The organism is Microbacterium sp. P2_F9, from assembly GCF_056403635.1.
Map to the genome: position 1 here is coordinate 24634 of NZ_JBFUFC010000007.1, position 18107 is coordinate 42740.

At 62.9% G+C, this 18107-nt stretch carries 13 protein-coding genes; 6 read left to right on the plus strand and 7 right to left on the minus strand.

Features of this window, described 5'->3' with window-relative positions; genetic code table 11:
• Window positions 1-327 precede the first annotated feature (327 nt).
• On the plus strand, window positions 328-831 hold the full coding sequence (locus AC1DVT_RS01565; RefSeq protein WP_477385933.1) for a DUF6998 domain-containing protein: 504 nt from the start codon (window positions 328-330) through the stop codon (window positions 829-831).
• Between the two features lie 823 nt (window positions 832-1654).
• Here the strand turns inward: AC1DVT_RS01565 and AC1DVT_RS01570 are convergent.
• From AC1DVT_RS01570 to AC1DVT_RS01600, 7 genes are all read right to left on the minus strand, one after another.
• Window positions 1655-4591, minus strand: a complete 2937-nt coding sequence (locus AC1DVT_RS01570; RefSeq protein ID WP_477385935.1) for a type I restriction endonuclease subunit R — start codon at window positions 4589-4591, stop codon at window positions 1655-1657.
• Window positions 4588-5706 (minus strand): restriction endonuclease subunit S, encoded by a 1119-nt coding sequence (locus AC1DVT_RS01575; protein ID WP_477385937.1) that lies wholly within the window; start codon window positions 5704-5706, stop codon window positions 4588-4590. The genes AC1DVT_RS01570 and AC1DVT_RS01575 overlap by 4 nt, the downstream gene beginning before the upstream one ends.
• A complete protein-coding gene (locus tag AC1DVT_RS01580) occupies window positions 5703-7196 on the minus strand; it encodes a type I restriction-modification system subunit M (RefSeq protein ID WP_477385939.1) in 1494 nt (497 codons plus the stop codon). Before AC1DVT_RS01580 ends, AC1DVT_RS01575 begins: the two co-directional genes overlap by 4 nt.
• Complete coding sequence (locus tag AC1DVT_RS01585; RefSeq protein WP_477385941.1) at window positions 7193-8665, minus strand: type I restriction-modification system subunit M; 1473 nt, start codon at window positions 8663-8665, stop codon at window positions 7193-7195. Before AC1DVT_RS01585 ends, AC1DVT_RS01580 begins: the two co-directional genes overlap by 4 nt.
• Window positions 8666-8827: 162 nt before the next feature.
• Complete coding sequence (locus AC1DVT_RS01590; protein WP_477385959.1) at window positions 8828-9889, minus strand: XRE family transcriptional regulator; 1062 nt, start codon at window positions 9887-9889, stop codon at window positions 8828-8830.
• A complete protein-coding gene (locus tag AC1DVT_RS01595; protein WP_477385943.1) occupies window positions 9889-10506 on the minus strand; it encodes a hypothetical protein in 618 nt (205 codons plus the stop codon). The genes AC1DVT_RS01590 and AC1DVT_RS01595 overlap by 1 nt, the downstream gene beginning before the upstream one ends.
• Before the next feature lie 32 nt (window positions 10507-10538).
• Window positions 10539-11243, minus strand: a complete 705-nt coding sequence (locus tag AC1DVT_RS01600; protein ID WP_477385945.1) for a hypothetical protein — start codon at window positions 11241-11243, stop codon at window positions 10539-10541.
• Window positions 11244-11585: 342 nt separating this feature from the next.
• Here AC1DVT_RS01600 and AC1DVT_RS01605 point away from each other — a divergent pair, with 342 nt between their 5' ends.
• From AC1DVT_RS01605 to AC1DVT_RS01625, 5 genes are all read left to right on the plus strand, one after another.
• On the plus strand, window positions 11586-12494 hold the full coding sequence (locus tag AC1DVT_RS01605; protein WP_477385947.1) for a TIR domain-containing protein: 909 nt from the start codon (window positions 11586-11588) through the stop codon (window positions 12492-12494).
• Between the two features lie 6 nt (window positions 12495-12500).
• Window positions 12501-12968 (plus strand): hypothetical protein, encoded by a 468-nt coding sequence (locus AC1DVT_RS01610; RefSeq protein ID WP_477385949.1) that lies wholly within the window; start codon window positions 12501-12503, stop codon window positions 12966-12968.
• Window positions 12969-13327: 359 nt separating this feature from the next.
• Window positions 13328-16372: an AAA family ATPase gene (locus AC1DVT_RS01615; protein WP_477385951.1), complete on the plus strand. Its 3045-nt coding sequence runs from the start codon at window positions 13328-13330 to the stop codon at window positions 16370-16372.
• A 326-nt stretch (window positions 16373-16698) separates the two neighbouring features.
• Window positions 16699-17295, plus strand: coding sequence for a hypothetical protein (locus tag AC1DVT_RS01620; protein WP_477385953.1), 597 nt, complete (start codon window positions 16699-16701; stop codon window positions 17293-17295).
• Window positions 17296-17758: 463 nt separating this feature from the next.
• Window positions 17759-18107, plus strand: a 349-nt coding sequence (locus AC1DVT_RS01625) for a hypothetical protein (RefSeq protein ID WP_477385955.1), incomplete at its 3' end; no start/stop codon positions are given.

Below are 18107 nucleotides of genomic sequence, written 5' to 3' on the forward strand. Positions count from 1 at the left end.
ATCGAAATGCACTGGTTGCTGCTGCTGTTGCACAATCGTGGGTGTGTAGACGTGTCCGCAAGCCGGGCAATTCCAGCCCCCGGGAATGTCGCGCATCACGATGCCGTCGTTCKGGCACCGGGGCTGCGCGCCGTCAAGCATGTCGCTCACATCAGGAGCGTATCCCGGCGGTCTGTCATTCGCGGCCCGAAAGGTCGTCCCTACAGCTGACCGGTTCGCTACCTGCCTGGAGCTCGCAAGGGATCCCTCAGCGGGCCGCTCGAATAGCCGCGGAGATCGCCTTGCTCCGCCCAACGCCAGGACGCTCGCGACCAGTAGCTTGAGATGGTGACTGATCTCGACCTCGAAGCACTGGAGCTCTCGGAACTGTTCGATCTGCATACCCGCATTCAGCGCGAGTTCAATCGACGTGGCGTGGCGCGCACCTCCGGTGCGATTCAGGGTGAGGTCGGGGAAGGATTAGCGCTTGCTGTTTACGGCGGCACGCTGCCGCCTCCCGGAACCAAAGCGTATGACCTGACTGATGCGCAGGGGCGCCTCGTTCAAGTAAAGACCCGCACGTTGCCAAAGGGCGACGACCGCATCTTCCAGTTCCACAGTCTCGACTTCGATCTCGCGCTTTGCATCAGATTCGATCGCGACTCGAATGAACTCGACTGGGCGCGCGAGTACGACGTTCACGAGCTACGTTCGCTTGTTAGCCCACACGCGCAGGGCCCACGGCTTCCGATGGGTCGAGCGCGGGCGAATGGCCGCGACGTGTCGGCCAGTTTCCGGGCCGCATACGACACTTTTCGGGGCCTCGGGATCACACCTAGCGTGCAGGGGTGATTGAGCTCCCTCTGCTCTTAGTCTGCGGTCGGATTGCCTCGACCGATCGAGTCACTGACGATCGCTGAGCAATCCGCGCGCGGCGGGCTGCGGGCACATTGCTTACGTCTAGAGCGACACCGAAGCCGATCCCTCGGATCGCACTGTGTCCCCGCCCTTGACGCCGCACATCCAGAACTGCAATCTGGATTGCGATCGCTTGGCAGCTGACTGACGTGCCGGTTAGGCGGAATCGGTCGAGTAAACCTCGGGCATGGGATGACCCACTCCCTTCCGCCACTGATGCAGATAAGCATTCTGATCGGCGTCTGCCTTGAACTGATCGCCGCCACGTGAGTGGCCCCCGCACTCACACCGCCAGTGCCAAAAGGTCCCAGACCTGGCGTAGTAGGGGTTGACGTCGGCACCGGGTCGACCCTTGTCGCCGCCCTCGCTGTCCGAGTTTGTGATCGCGTCCGCGAGTTTTCGAAGGAAGTTCGCGACCATCAGCGGGCACCTTTCTCTCGCTCGCACGTTGTCATCGGGCGTCGGCGGTTGTCAAGCAGCCTCATGCGCTTCACAATCGCCGATCTGAGCCGCATCCAACGTCGTTCGTCGCGGGCGTCGAAGAGCAAGGCTCAGATGCTGCGGCACGGTGCTGGCTTCAGTGGCGTCGCATGATGATGATCTCATCGCCCCAACTGACCGCCTATGCGCGTTCCAGATCCTATCGCTCAGCGGGCACGGGCTTTCGGTAACAACGGCTTCCTGCAGGAAGGTGCAAAAGCATCGAACAGCCGCAGCCCGGGGCGGTCGGGCGACGGCCAGCGGGAACGCAAGACAATCAGTAATACTCCCGAATGTAGCCAAGTGCCTTTTCGTAGACGTCGTTGTCTCGGATCTTGAACTGCACGTACAGCGTCTGCCGCAGCGCCTTGCGTACCTCCTGGTCGCCGGCGATGGTGGACTGCCAACCGTCGAAGCGGACAGCCCGAACGACTTCGTCGATGCGGTTGACGACGTTGGACACGATGATCGGCGTTGCATCGCCCTTGAGCGCCTCGAAGAGCTCCGTGAGAGCTGTTCTGCCCTTCTCCTCGCGAGGGATCTCGTTCTCAGCCTTCTCGGCCGCGACGGTGTCCTTGGCCAGGTCCAGCAGTTCGCGGAGGAAGTCGAGGCTGGACTGCTGGATGTCGGCGTATTTCTCGCGCAGCGCATTGAGACGCTGACCGAGCTCAATGAACACGGGATTGTTGAGGTGGCGTGCAATGCGGGCAGTGATCTGCTTCTCGATCTGCTCTGTCGGCACGTCAGTGCGCTTGCCGGTCATGAGGTCCTCGATCGTCTGCGCGTCGAGCACGATCGTCTCCGCGCCCTGCGGGATTTCGACCTGGATGCTCTCGTTGATCAGCTCGATCGTCTTCGCACCGAGCGCATGCCACACGAGCCGGCCGGTGATATCGGCCGGCCGCACGGACTCGTAGACATCGGTGAGCCACTTGTAGTCGTCACGGAACGGTCCGAGCATCGGGTCCGGGCTCAGCGCCTCCCACAGCTGTGAGACCACGCTGTACGCCAAACCGAACGCATCCTTCACGCCCTCATCCGCGATCGCCGCCTGCGCCTGAATCAGACCTTCATACCCCCCGACCGAACGGTCCACCCCAGGGAAGAAGGAGAGAGCCGCGGCCATCGCCGGCGTCAACTCCTGCTTCAGTTCCTCGATATTCGATATGACCTGTTGGACGGCAGTCTCATCGAAGGCGAGGGACTTCGCGACATCGTCGAAGATGCCGAGGTAGTCGACGATCAGCCCGTGAGTCTTGTGCGGGGGGTAGACGCGGTTGGTGCGCGTGATCGCCTGAAGGAGGGTGTGCTCTTTGAGCGGCTTGTCGAGGTACTGCGTCTGCAAGATCGGTGCATCGAACCCGGTCAGGAGTTTGGCTGTGACGATGATGATCTTGAGCGGATCCGCTGGGTCGTTGAAGCGCGAGACTACCTGTTCGAGTTCGTCGGCGCCGGGGGTCCACTTCGCCCACGACGTGGGGTCGGTGCGAGCCTTGGACATCACGATGGTGGATGCCTCCGGCTGCAGCATCGTGTCGAGCGCTTCCTTATAGGCCACGCAGGATGCCTTGTCGTAGGCGACCAGCTGCGCCTTATAGCCCTCCGGCTCGACTTTGGCTGTGAAGTGCTCGACTACGTCGGCGGCGATCTGGCGGATACGATCGGGGGCCTTGATCAGCACCTCGATGGATGCTGCCTTCTTCGACAGCGTGATCTTCTCGCCCTCCGTCAGATTCCTTTCAGTGGCGAGTTCCTCGAAGGCCGCGTCGATCTTCTCGTGGTCGAGGTGGATCTCTGACAGGCGCGGCTCGAAGTGCAGTGGCAGGGTGGCGCCGTCGCGGATGGAGTCCTGGAAGGTATACCTCGACAGGTATCCGCCCTCATCCTCCGGTGAGCCGAACCACATGAACGTGTTGCGATCGCGCTTGTTGATGGGCGTACCGGTCAGTCCGAACAGGAATGCATTGGGCAGCGCTTCGCGCATCTTCTGCCCATAGTCACCCTCCTGTGAGCGGTGCGCTTCGTCGACCATGGCKATGATGTTGTGTCGGTCGTTGAGTACACCGGATGCCTCACCGAATTTCTGGATCGTCGTGATGATGATCTTGCGCGCACCCTGGCTCAGCAGCGTTTGCAGTTCTTTGCGGGAGTCGGTCGAGACGAGACCGGGGACGTCGGATGCGTTGAAGGTGCCGGTGATCTGGGTGTCGAGGTCGATGCGGTCGACCACGATCAGGATCGTCGGATTCGTCAGCTCTGCGATCGCACGTAACTTCAACGCCGTGAACACCATCAGCAGCGATTTGCCCGAACCCTGGAAGTGCCAGATGAGGCCCTGCTTGACCTTGCCGTGCAGCACACGCTGCACAACGAGGTTGGTCGCCTGGAACTGCTGGAACCGTGCGATCATCTTGATCTTGCGGTGCTTCGAGTCGGTCGCGTACACCGTGAAGAACCGCAGGAAGTCCAACACTGCCGCCGGCTTAAGCGCACCGCTGACCGCATCCTTGACCACTTMAAGCCCGATCTTTGCGGGAGCGTCGGGGTCGGTCTCTTCCTCGCGCCACGGACCCCAGAGCTCGACCGGCATGCCGACCGTGCCGTAGCGGAAGTCTTTGCCCTCGGTCGCGAAAGAGAAGACGTTGGGCACGAAGAACTGGGGCACGCTGGCCTCGTAGTCGTCGTGGACCTGAGCGGCACCGTCGATCCACGTATATGCCGCCCGGATCGGCGTCTTCGCCTCACCAACCACGAGTGGAAAGCCGTTACACCACAGCACCAGGTCGAATCGCTTGCCGAGCCGCCCGATCTGGAAGCTCACCTCGGTGGAGATCATCCACTGGTTAGACGAGTCATCGTCCGGGTGGTCGAAGTCGATCAGGCGGACGGTGGTGTGCTCCCCGTTGGCACCGAACGGCATCGACTTCTGCCCAGTCAGCCAAGCCATGAACTCCTCGTTCGCTACCACTGGGTGGGGGCTGTTTCGAGCGGAAATCAGGATTGCACGTAGGACGTGGATGACCTCGTCGGCCTTGAGAGGGTCAGCCTCAATCTCGGGGTTCAGACGGACCAGCGCGGCTTTGACGAGGCCTTCAAGCAGAATCTCGTCGGTGCGGCGCACGACTTCGCTGCCCGGAACAAACTGCACATCGATCGTCGTCACGACATCGCGGATGTAKTCCCGCACCGAGTTGGCCTCATTGAACTGGGTCATCGGCCATCGCCAAACAAGTCATCAAGGAGGGCTTGGCTCAATGAAGATAGCCTTGCCGTCTCGGCTGCAGCAGCCTCTATTGCACCTCGTGAGGATCGGATGTTCGCGACGAACTGAGCCTCATGCGGAGTGACTCTGACCTTTAATCCCCGGGCCGTGCCCAGGGTCAATTTGGGCTTGACGGTTGTCGAGAGGTAGGGGGTTAGGTCGTAGTGCATCAGCGTGAATAGTAGCCAGTCGGTACTCACCGATTTGGCACGAAGTACATGGGCGTGGTTGTTGACCCACGCGGGACCGTCTATCCGGTACGCGATGGGTCGCTCGTCCCACCCAGCCAGTCCGAAACCGTCCTCGCATAGAAGGATAAGGGGTTCATCAAACAGGTGGTCGTCCACAGAATCGATCTGTCCACCCGCGCCGTAATACGGCACCAAACCCTTGCGGCCGGAACGCTCTGTGGCGCTGAGGGGAACCCGTTTGCTGTCCAGCACGTCGACAACGTCCCCCACGGTTAAGCCGTCCTGAATGTCAGGCACACAGTAGTCGCGGAGCATCTGGCGAAACATCCTTTGCGCCGCGCCCCTCAAGTCTTGCGTGACACGCCGGTGGTGTTCGATGGCCCAGAGAAGGCCTGTGATTCGCTCCTGTTCTTCGAGCGGCGGAAGGTCGAACTCGAACCGTTCGATGTCGGACCAGTTGACGTAAGGATTCACAGATCCCTTCGACTCGGCGATCGCGAACGCATGGAATGGCTCCGAACTCATGATGAAGGGTAGGAACTCCTGGAGTAGGACGTTCTCGTCCCTCGTCTCGACGACGAAGGTCGTATTTGCGCAGACACCGGCGAAGTTTGCAACGGCGACCTTCCGCAGATAGGTCCTGCGAGATCCGTACAACACTTGTCCCGGCCGGAACCGGCGGTGGAATGCCGGGCCCAGGTCAACCTCGCCGACATCCCCCCAGCGATGAATCTTGAGGTCGTCGGTGTCCATGTGTTCGCCGGCCACGAAACGCTCGACGCTGCCATCGGCCGGGTCGACCTTCTCTCTGGATGCCGTCGCGACGTCCCCGAGTGCGAATCTTGTCCAGGCCGACTTGTCAAGATCCAGACTCATGCGGTCACTTCCGTCCGCAACAGGTCGAGGACGTCCGCGATGGCATCCTCGGAAGCTACGACGGCTTCGCGCCAACCGGTCAGTGCGTGATCCAGATCCATCTGTGTACCGGTGCCGGCGGCCTTGGCGCCGGCGACATACAGCGGGATCGCGAGGCTGTACCCCTTGCTTGCAATCTGGTCGAGCGTGGCTGCGGCCGCAAAATGGTCGACGTCTTTGAAATTCCGGTAAACGTCGAGGATCTTCGTTTGATCTGACTCGCGAAGGAATGACCTCGCCTGTTGCCGCGCAACGTCGTTGACGGCATTGATGAACAGCACCTTGCCTTTGCGGTCCGCCGACTTCCGAGTTCGCATGATGACGATGGTCGCGGGCATCGGAGAGTTGTAGAAGAGGCCCTCGCCCATCCCGATCACGCACTCCACCAGATCCGACGTCACGAGCGCCTCGCGCAACGATGCCTCGTCCTTGCGGAAGAGTACGCCGTGCGGGAACAGGATCGCGGCGCGTCCGGTCGACTGGTCCAGACTCTTGGCAATGTGTTGGAAGAACGCGTAGTCGGCGCGCCCTTGCGGCGGCACGCCCCATATGTTGCGGCCATATGGGTCCCTGGCGAACGCATCCCGATTCCAAGCCTTGATAGAGTACGGCGGGTTCGCGAGGACGACGTCGAAGGTCCGTAACCCTCCCTTGCCGTCGAGGAACGCGGGACGGGCAAGCGTGTCGCCATGGGCGATCTGTCCATCGGCAATTCCGTGCAGGAACAGGTTCATGCGGGCGATGGCCGCGGTTCCGTAGTTGAGCTCCTGCCCATACAGCTTGAGGTTGCGCCACTCCCTGCCATGACRCTTCAGCTCGGCGGCAGTGGAAATGAGCATCCCGCCGGTGCCACACGTGGGGTCGTAGATGGACTCGCCAGGGTGCGGTTCGAGCAACAGAGTCATCAGGTGGACGAGGGTGCGGTTGGTGTAAAACTCCTGGGCCGTGTGACCGGAGTCGTCGGCGAACTTCTTGATCAGGAATTCATACCCGTTGCCGAGTTCGTCCTCGGGAAGGTTCGCGATCGAGAGAGTCCTGGTGGAGAGGTGCTCGATCAAGTCGGCGAGGGTGGAGTCGGGCAGGAGATTCTTATTGCCCCAGTCTCCGTCGCCGAAGACGCCAGGGAGCGTTTCCGGGTTGGCAGACTCGATTGCCCGCATCGCTTTCAGCAGTGTGGCTCCGATGTTCTCGGTCACCGAACGAACGTCACTCCATTGGCATCCGTTGGGGATCACGAAGCGATGGTTTTCTGGGAAGTCCGCGAGCTCCTCATCCTCGTAAGTCTCGAGCGCCTCCGCGTGCTCTTCGTCATACACATCCGAGATCCGCTTCAGGAAGACGAGCGGGAAGATGTACTGCTTGTAGTCGCCTGCGTCGATGAGGCCTCGAAGCACGACGGCCGCACCCCACAGGTAGGTCTCCAACTCGCGCTGGGTGATTCGGCCGCTCATGCGCTCAGACCCCACTCTTCGAGCTCGGCCTCGAGCGCGGCCCTGCTCTCCAGCGCCGCGGCATGCGCAGCTTCGAGGTTCGCGAGGGCGTCAGCGAGGGTGGTCTTCTCGCTCGTGTCGGCCGGCGTGACATACAGCGGGATGTTGAGGTTGAAATCGTTGCGTTCGATCTCGGCGAGATGGACAACGCGTGCGCGCCCGTCGATGTCGGCGAACCCGCTGCACGCGTCGAACAGCGCCTTTGTGTGTTCGGGCTCGAGGGTGTTCTGGTTGCGTCCCCTCTTCATAAGGTCTTCGCCGTTGATGAACAGCACCTTGCGTTCGCGTTCGGCCAGCTTCTGCTGGCGCAGGATGACCACACATGCAGCGAGACCGGTGCCGTAGAACAGGTTCGGGGCAAGTCCGATGATGGCTTCGATCTTGTCTGCGTTTAGGAAGTGGGTACGGATGCGCGCCTCCGCGCCTTGGCGGAACAATGCCCCTTGCGGGAGGACGACGGCAACGCGGCCGGTTGTGGGGTTCGCGGAGGTGAGCATGTGTTGGACCCAGGCCCAGTCGGCATACCCCTTCGGCGGCACCCCGCCCAGTTGGTTGCGGCCCCACTTGTCGGATGCCCACTCAACGTCGCCCCAGTTCTTCAGCGAGAAGGGCGGATTGGCGACGACACAGTCGAACTGCGCGAGGCGGTTGCCCGTGTAGAACGCCGGGTTGCGCAGTGTGTCCTCGCGAACGATCTTGAAGTCCTCGACGCCGTGGAGCAGCAGGTTCATGCGGGCGATCGCGGAAGTGGCGAGGACCTTCTCCTGACCGTACAGCTTGCCCCACAAGGTCTTGGGGCTGCCCCCGCCAGTCCTCACGTGCTCAATGACCTCGATCAGCATGCCGCCCGTGCCGCATGCAGGATCGTAGACGCTCTCGCCTTCTTGCGGGTCGAGGATGTTCACCAGGAGACCGACCACGGAGCGCGGCGTGTAGTACTCGCCGGCCTTCTTGTTGGATTGGTCAGCGAACCGCTTGATGAGGTACTCGTAGGCGTTGCCGAACACGTCCGGTGCGACGTTGGCATTCGACAAGGTCGTGGTGGAAAAGTGCTCGATCAGGTCGGCGAGCTTGCGGTCTGGCAACTTGTCCTTGTTGGTCCAGTTTGCGTTGCCGAAGATGCCGTAGAGCGTCTCAGGGTTGGCCTTCTCGATGTCGCGGAACGCGGTCTGCAGCGCGGTGCCGATGTTCTCGGTCTTGGCGCGCACGTCGGCCCAGAGGTTTCCGTCGGAGATCGCGAAGCGGTGGTTCTCCGCGAACGCCGCGAAGTCATGATCACCGCCGGACTCCTCGAGCGCTTGCTCGAACTCCTCGAGGTAGACATCACTGATCCGCTTGAAGAACATCAGCGGGAAGATGTACGCCTTGAAGTCGGCTTGGTCGATGCTGCCTCGCAGCAGATCAGCGGCCTTCGCGAGGTACTGCTCCATTTCGGACAGCGGCATGCGTCCTGTGGTCATGTCATCGCCACCGCGCTCTTGGTGCCGGTCTGGACGCTACCGGTGTCCTCAGCGGGCGGTCGGCGTCGGCGGGGCACGCGATCAAGCCGACTGGAGCGCAGCAGGGGTCCAAGTGCGTTCGCCAAGCCGCCCTCACAGCGCTCGGAGGTGCTGACGTCGGTGGACGTCGAGGGCAATATCGAAGCGACTCGCGAACTCCCGCACATCAAGGCCGACGACCTGCGCCAACTGCTCGAGGCTGAATTCGTGCTCATCCAAGTGGACTCTGACGATGTTGCGCATAACCGACGGCACGTCTCGCTCGATCGGCGCGGGCTCTGTCAATCGCCAGCCGCGCTGCGATATCTGGACGTTGAGGCTTCGATACCGCGCATCATCAATCACCCCAAGGTCACGGGCGCGTCGAATCAGAGCTGCCATCGACACTCTCCAAACCATCTTTAGTTGCGCGGCACGCTGCAGCGATATTCCTTTGAGCTGCGTTCTGATCTCTGCGGAGGGCATCAAAAACTCAGCGGCGAACTCATCAGCCTCAAACTCCGCAGTTTCGGGGGCGATTGCCTCGCCATGCAGTACCAGATGTGCCAACTCGTGAGCAAGTGTGAATCGCTCGCGGTCCGCTGGCTGTTTGCTATTGACAAACATCAGATGAGGCGCGCCGTCAAGCGGGGGAATGCTAATTGCAGAGATCTTTTGAGACTGAAGGTCAGCGGGGATGATCACGATCCCGGCGCGCTCCAAAATTGCGGCGAGGTTCCGAATCGGCCCCATCGGAACTGACCACATCGCCCGGACTGCGCGAGCCGCCGCGGCCGGACCGCCGATCTCAGCTGTGTCGAGGACAGGAACGTCGAATCGGGCGTCGATCTCGATGGACCTCGAAAGCCGCTCCAGTCGCATTCGCGTGAGATTTACCTGAGCCTGAATGCTTCTGAGCGTCGTCTGAGGTAACGACTGCTGCTTTCGGTGGTAGAAGACCGAGCTTCCGAATCCATACACCTCGTCGGACCACGCGAAGACACCCGTCGGGTAGTCGAGGGTTTCGGCGATGCGACTGAGCCTGTCTTCGTCGACCGGTGCGAACCCGTGTTCGATCTTCGACATCGTTGCCGGCGAAACACCAATCGCCTTCGCGAGCTGTGAGCTGGACATGGCCCGTGACTCACGCAGAAGTTGGAGCATCTGCGGGTTCATCACTGTGCCTCCGTCTTGCCTTCCTCGGTGCTGGTGGACTTGATGGTGCTGCGAACCGTTGGCCMTTCGTCAGGTGAAGCGGTCATCAGGAGCTGAGCCGGCGAGGCGATCGTTGTGCCGTCAGCACGGAGGTCGATCGACCAGAGCAACTCCCGTCCAAAGCTGCACGCCACCGCCACCACGTCCAGCTCGAGCCCGAGATCGTCCGGGTAGTAGCCGACAGTGATGTGGGTTACGGTGAGCCCCTGGAGGGCCACCTGCTGATGCAGCATCGCGCGCCTCTGGAACGTCGGAATGCCGGATGTCGTCAGGCGATGGGGATTGCTGAACTTCTTGATCCGAACCTCGATGGTGCCATCGGCGAGCGAGACCGTCAGGAAGCCGCGCGACTTCGACGTCGGAATCCCGAGATCGTCGAAGTACGACTCAAGTCGCGCACTGATGTGGTCGTAAACGATGTTGGCGCGTGAGGTCTTTCGTCCCAGCGCGAGAGATGGCGCCGCATGAACATTGCGGTGCCACTCAGCCCAACCGCCTTCGATGCACTCGCGAATAGGGTCGAGGTGTGGTTCGAGGTGAGGTCGAGCCTCGTCCTCGGAGAGAAGTTCATTAATCACAAGGCTCAGCCTGGACCCTTAAATCTTGTGTGTCAATCTTTCGTGAATGTTTCCTTCGACGGCTGGTCATGCGGCACTCCGGAGCTCTTGCGCGCTCGTCGTGGTCTCGCGCGCTCGCGGTAAAGATCAATCAGTTCTTCAGCACGCACGCAAGCAGTTGCGAGAAAGCTGGCGACGAAGCTGAGCCGCGAGGTTCGCGTCGCAGGCTGTCCGACCTCTTCGTCTGGGTGTCGCTCCAGGATGTGGGTCATCGAGACGGAATTCGCATGCACGATTGAGCTGCAAATCCTCCACGCCTCGAGTCCGGAGATGGATGTGCGTTGCGACTCAGCTACGGGGTGCACCTGGTCGACGACTCCGATGACCGATGAGCTGCGAACGGCTTTCTCATAGTCAGTCGACGAGATTCCACGAAGGCGATCGTGTGCGCGATGGGCTTCTCGGGCAAGCGTGTTGTGGTCATCGGATGGCCGTCCGACAAACTCGTTCCACATCGTGCGGTCGGACGCAATGTTCTGACGGTAGATGCGAAGGGTGCGGCTTGCCGAAAGTTGATCGCTCTTCGCGTCCAGAACCCACAGCCCGAGCGAGGACGCCTCGATGGCCGATCGAATCATTGAGTACAGCGCGAACGGCGGAAGATCGCGTCGGAGAACACGCTCCGTCTGCCGGATGTTGTCAGCGGCTACGAGCGCGAAGGTGCGGGCAATCTGCGACGTCTCGAATGGCGTCGTCATGGCGTCGACTCGACCCAGCCAGCTGCTGGTGTCGGGTGGTGGGAGTCGCGCGCTCTGTTGGATCACCTTCAAGACCGTCGGGCGCAGAGTGTCGAGGTACGAGGTGGCCGCTCTTTCCAAGGCGACGCCTTCGCGCGTATCCAGTAACCTCACTGACTCCATAAGACCGAATGTAGCGAAAGCCTCGAGCTAGTCGGCCGACGACGGCTGGCACGTACGAAGGCCGGGGTGTCGCCCGCGCAATGAGAGCCCCATGACTCGGAACGTCGGAGGCGACTCGTAGCATTAGCCGGAGTCCTCGGACGCACGTGACCCAGTCGCCACCCGCAAGGAGAGTTTCAATTGAACAGCCCGAGTGACAAGCGGTCGGTCTTCGTCGTGCATGGACGCAATGAGGCGCTCCGTAAGGCGATGTTCGACTTCCTCCGCAGCATCAACCTGTCCCCGATGGAGTGGACGACTGCGGTCGAACTGACGGGCGAGGGTTCACCGTACATCGGGCAGGTACTCGACGCGGCATTCGAGCACGCCACGGCCATCGTCGTGCTCATGACGCCGGACGAAGTCGCCTACCTCCAGCCGCGCTACGCCAACACTGAGGGCGACGTCGAGACTCAGCCCGCAGCGCAGGCCCGGCCAAACGTGCTCTTCGAAGCCGGAATGGCGCTCGGTCGTGATGCGAAGCGCACTGTGCTGGTCGAGGTCGGCGAGGTGCGCCCGTTCAGCGACATTGCCGGTCGCCACGCGATCCGACTGAACAACTCCTCGGCAAGCCGCCAGGCGCTCGCAAACAGACTCAAGACCGCGGGCTGTGATGTCGATCTGACCGGAACGGACTGGCACGCCACGGGCGACTTCACCTCGCCGCCGCCGCCTGGCGACGGCCTCGCGCTCGGGCGGCGCCTACCAAGCGCAGCACCGGCCCGTAAGCCGATCGACTTCGACCTCAAATACATCAACAAGGGCGGTAACCGGATCGACAAGCTCCAGGTAATCAACCGCGGTACGGAGACCGCGTACGACGTCACGCTCACGCTGCCCGAGAAGGCGGGCATCGATCTGCGCTCCACCGGTCTACCCGTGATTCCCAAGATCCCCGGTGGTGGGCGCTCTGTGACCATTGACGTGATGACCTCACGGATGGTCTTCGGCGGCGCGGGCATGGACGACGCTTTCGATGTCACCATCACTGCCCGCACCGATGGCGGCGAGCAGCAAACCCAGGACGTTTTTCTCGACATGAACGGGTAACCACCGATGGATGAAGAGATCCGAATTCCCGTGAGCCTTCCCCTCGACAGCGACGGCTTCCTCCGGCGCGAATGCCCGACCTGTGAGCGCGAGTTCAAGTGGTTTAGCCACGACGAAGGCGACCCGAACGCTGAGCTAGCGACGCAGTACTTCTGCCCGCTCTGCGGCTCGCCCTCCGGTCTCGACTCGTGGTGGACGCCTGCTCAGCTCGAGTATGGCTACGGCAGCGCCGGAGGAGCGATCGATCAGGTTGTCGAGGACGCGATTGCAGACATGCTCAAGGGCCTGAAGGGCATCACCTACAAACCCAACCCCTCGTTCAGTCTGGACATCGAGACGCCTGAGCCACTGATCGAACCGGACGACATGGTGATCGTCGAGCCGCCGTGCCACCCCAATGAGCCACTGAAGGTTCCCGATGAATCCGCCGAGCGGATCCACTGCCTAATTTGCGGGTCAGTTTTCGCCGCGTAGTGCAGCGGAAAACACCGCTTCGGGACTCTCCATGTCTCGCCACTTGCCAACGACCCCACTCGCCAGGTCGGTCGCCTGAGCGAACGCAAGCCGGTCCCTGGGCGACGCTGGTGCGACAGTCATTGCTGCGACCGAGTTCCGCGACATTGCTGCGGTGATGAGTTGCAGTAGGCCCACTCGCGAAACGGCCCGATGAGCGCACCACTAATGAAGCCGGCGAACGGAATCCCGCGCAAGAGCCCCCGCGAAGGCCCCGCGAAGAGCGAAGACCCCCCCGCGAAGCAACGAGAGAGCAATGCACGCAGGCACTTGCTGTGTAAGCACTCGTAAGTTAGACACATTCGGCGTACCCTGAACCCATGCGCGGTGGCCTCGAACGCTGGAAGCGGGGTGTCGAATCGCAGGGGGTTCGGCAGGCGCTGGCGTACGCGTTCAAGGGCAGTTGCGACTCGCACCTTCGCAGCGTCACGGGCGTCGAGGCGCTCGCCGCTTACAGCGGCGGCGATGCTGCCCGCGTCACTCGGTTCGCGGTCGCGGCCGGCTCCATCACGATCGACGGCCTCGATGCGGACGAACTGCGCCGCTGGGTCGACGGCCACGACCCGCTCACCGACGAGCCGCGCGGCCGCGAACTCACCTCTCCGCACGCTGACCTCATCCTCGACGGCACCATCAATGCCCCGAAGTCCTACAGCATCGCCGCACTGATCAACGAAGAGCTCGCAAGCGAGTACGAAGCCTTGCAAGACCGCCTGCGCACGCGCATCATCACGACCTGGCAGCGCGAGCTGAACGCTCGGCGCGGCGCGGGCGGCAGCGTCCGGGAAGCACTCAAACGTATCGAGGTCGTCGAACTGCAGCACAGGCGGTCGCGGGCGCTCGATCCGCACATCCACCGGCATCTGTGGCTGAACGTCAAGGTGCTCGGCGAGGACGGCAGGTGGTCGAACGTCGACTCCCGCGTCGCGATGAAGCTGCACACGCTCATCAACGCCGAGGGGGAGCTCGCGGCTCGCACCGACCCGGCATGGCTCGACGCGCTCGCCCGCAACGGCTACACGCTCAACGACGCGGGCGAGATCACCGAGCTCGCGGATGCCGTGCGGCCGCTCTCGCGGCGCTCAAACCAGATCGAGGCGAATCGCGCCAAGTTGCTGCTCGAGTGGCGGTCGGAGCATCCGGGACAGGAGCCCGACCACGACATCCTGCAGCACATCGATCGGCTGGCGTGGGCGAAGAATCGGCCGAACAAGCCCGGTGTGGTGGACGAGTCCGAGTGGGAGCAGCTCATCCGAGACGAGCTGCGGGCGATCGACCCCGATCTGCTGCGGACGCGGCCGGCGACGCGTCCGCGGGCGGTGGCAATCGAGGACGTCGACCGAGATCTGCTCGCGGCGCGGGCGATCGTGGATGCCGACTCCCGCTCGACCGCGTGCGGCGGAAGGTTCAGCCGCTACGACCTGCGGGCCGGGGCGACGCGTGCGGTCGCGGCATCTGGAATCGTCGCCCACCGCGACGACCTGCAGGAACTCATCGATGACGTTGTGGAGCGCGGCCTCGCTCAGATCGTCGACCTGCTCGAGGCGGAAGGCGAGCGGCCGGAGCACATCAAAGGCTTGATGGCCGCGACGACCGCGGGTATGAAGGTCGCGCTCGCCGCGCGGTTCGATGCGCTGACAAGCGCGGGGGAGGCGGTCAGTCGCGAAGACATCACCGACATCGCGGATCAGATTCTGGATGCCGACCTCACGCTCGACGCAGGCCAGGCGGATGCCGCGGCCGCGATCGCCGGCACCGACCGGCTCGTGTCGGTGACAGGGCCCGCGGGTGCGGGCAAGACGACGATGCTGCGCGTCGCGCGCGCGGCGCTGCAGCGGCAGGGACGACAGTTGATGGTGGTCGCGCCGACGAAGAAGGCTGCTTCGGTCGCGGGTCGCGAGATCGGCGCGACCGCACTGAGCCTTCACGCGCTGCTCGCCGACCACGGATGGCGCTGGGGTCGCGATGAGGCCGGCGCCGAGATCTGGGCGCGGCTGCGCGTGGGCGAAATCGATCCGCGTACTGGTGCGGTGTTCGCGGGGCCGCGTCGGTTTGCGCTCCGGCCCGGCGATCGGGTCGTCGTCGATGAGGCCGGGATGGTCGACTTGCAGACCGCTTCTGCACTCGCGGCGGTCGCCGGCGATACGGGTGCGGGCATCGCGATGGTCGGCGATCACCTGCAGGCGATGCCGGTGGGCCACGCCGGTGCGATGGCGTGCATGACCCGCCGCGCCACCGCGGTCGTCGAGCTGACGGCGGTGCATCGCTTCCGCGATCCCGAATACGCTGCCCTGACCCTTCGCATGCGGGAGCCTTCTTCGCGCGACGAGGCCGTTGCGGTCGCTGCCGAGCTCGATGCTCGTGGTGCGATTCATCGAGTGGCGGATGCCTCGCAAGCCCGCGACGTGATGGTCGAGGCCTGGTTTCGCTGGGCCGTGGGGTGTCGACGGGTGGCGTTGGTCACGAGCACCAACGAGGAAGCCGATGCGATCAACGAGGCCATCCAGGAACGGCGCGTGGAGCTGGCGCAGCTACGCGCCGACCGGCTTGCTGTCGGGCAGGGGGAGCAACGCTTGCTGGAGGGCGACGTCGTGCAGACTCGGCGGAACGACCGGGTGGCGGACGTCGACAACAGAGCGTTGTGGACGATCAGGCGGATCGGATCGTCGGATGTCGAGTTGACCGCGCTGGGGGATAGCGGCGACGTGCGGCGGGTGTCGCTCGAGTATGCCGCCGAGTACATGCATCTCGCGTACGCGGCGACCGTGCATGGGATCCAGGGTGAGACGACGGATGCCTCAATCGTCGGTCCGGGCGTGGACGCCTCGGGGCTGTATGTCGGGATGACGCGGGGGCGGGTGCACAACGAGGCGATCGCGATCGCGTGGAATTCGGATGTCGCGCGTGAGCAGATCGCGGACAGCATGATGCGGGGCGTCCAAGAGGTGAGCATCGACGACTCGGTGCGGGCTGCCCGCAGTGAGCTTGGGAGGGCTGCTCGCGTGCAGGCGGCACCTCGTCGTGACGGCGGAGTAAAGGGGGCGGTCCGTGTCCGAGGCTCCGATGCCGCTCGGGCGGATCGGGACGGCGATTGGCTCCCGGCGGCAATCACTACCCTGGTCGCGCTCGAGGCTCAGATCGGCAGCGAGCGCGCGTTGCACCACGCGCGCCGGCCGGTCGACTCAACGCGGCACGAGCGGTTGGTCAGTCAGCGCGACCGGCTCCGTTTGGTCATCAGAGATGTTGCTGGGGCTCAGGAGAGTGCGGCTGAGGCGGCGCTGAAGCCTGAAGCTGTCCCGCGCGACCGTTCGCGCGCTCCGCACGAGGTAAACCACGCCGTGGATGGCGCCTCCCCGGGTCTCTAGCCGGGCGAGAAGGTCGACCCCGCTCAGCACGGCTGACCGCGCGCGTTTGGCGCCCCCATTCGCGCATCTCACCGGGCCGGGTAGGTGGGCAGTCTTGGTCGTCGGTTGACCCTACGGCGTGAGGGCCGGCCAACCCAATGCCTTCTGCCGCCCGCACAAGGACCGGCATTCGTGCGCAGGGATAGGTCCCGGCGGTGTCTGTACGAACATTCGTAGCGAGACGAACGGACCGGCACTTAGCGGGCAGTTGGCATGGTTCGACATCGCCGTGACGAGCGTCCCCCTACACTCGTCATGCGTTGCCCAGATGAAGAAGGCGAGAGTCGATGAGCACTCAAGGCAGACCTCCTCGATTCTGGCCTTGGGTCGTTGCTGCGATCGGGGTGATTGCCGGCGTCTTCGGAATCGTTACATTCCTGACGGGTAACAATCTTCCCGACTTCTTCAACCAGTCCAACTCCGGTAACGCCGGCACGGAAACCACCAATCAGCCCACGTACGAGAAGATCATCTTCCCTGCGACGGTCTTCGACTTCGCACGAATGGACAATCCGACGCGCCAGTCGTACTTGCTGACTGCCTCCGAAGCTGGCGCGACCGCCTATGCCTACAGCTACTGGCAAGATCCAGCTTCCGTGTGGATGGACGCGACTGCCGCCGCAGGCGGAAACACTGCCACAGTTGTGGGTCACATGGTCTCTGAGGCCGGTGCGGCCGGCCAGCGCACCGATTCGGATGGCCCGACCACGTGTGTCTGGGATCAGGACAGCGATCCGAACACTCCGATGCACTCTGTCAAATGCTTCCGCATTGACAACTCGACTAACCGCGCGCTGATTATCTGGACCGAGGCCCAAAGCGTCGGGGATCCCAACGCTCGCCGCCTCACCGAAGAATTGTGGAATCAGACAACGTGGGAGTAGGGAGCCAGCAGGTAGGTACCGCTTCACCCTTTACGAGGCAATCGTCCAACACATCTGAGTGGCGCCCTAGGCTATTTGTCTCGCGCACGGAAGGCGGCTGCACTCCACCCCGTTGGTCCGCCCTCGTCACCCAATGCGTCCGCTCTGACCATCTGAGCGCGTAATGACCCAGCGCTGGAGTGCGACCGAACGAGGGCGCGCCAATTCATAGCTGTATCGGCATGCACGGCTACGCTTGGCTGATTGTTCGCTTGTTCGTGGGATGGGGAGTCCGTTAGTGGCCGCAGGGGATTGGCCAACCCACGACAACAAGGCGTGGCGGGCTGTACTTGATAGAGCCCGTGCGCTCGGCTGGCCAACGCCTGCGTGGACGTCGAGTCATCCGAAGCTTGTGATGAAGTGCCCCGCTGGGAACCCAGCCTGCACAATCACCGCATTTTCTACAGGCAACAACACCGAGCGTGTGGCCATTCAGTCACTCGCTCGCCTCGATCGCTGTCCACACAGGGCAGTCAAGGATGACCTTGCCAAAGTGGATATTGCCCTAGACATGGCCGAGCGGTTTCTCGGCGCGGCTGAGACGTTGCGGCAGCGTGGGGTCGCGGGGGCACGCTTGTCAGAACTTCTCGAACTAGCGAGCACCGAAGTGGACGCGGCAGCCAAAGTACTCGAAAGAGAGTTCGACCATGTCAGCGAGACATACGAGGAATTGAGCGCACTGGCCGGCACTCTCTTGGAGAGTGACCCAGACACGGTTGACTTCTCGCAAGTCACCGCGGAAGCGGACTCCAATCTCCGCACGGCCCGGAAGG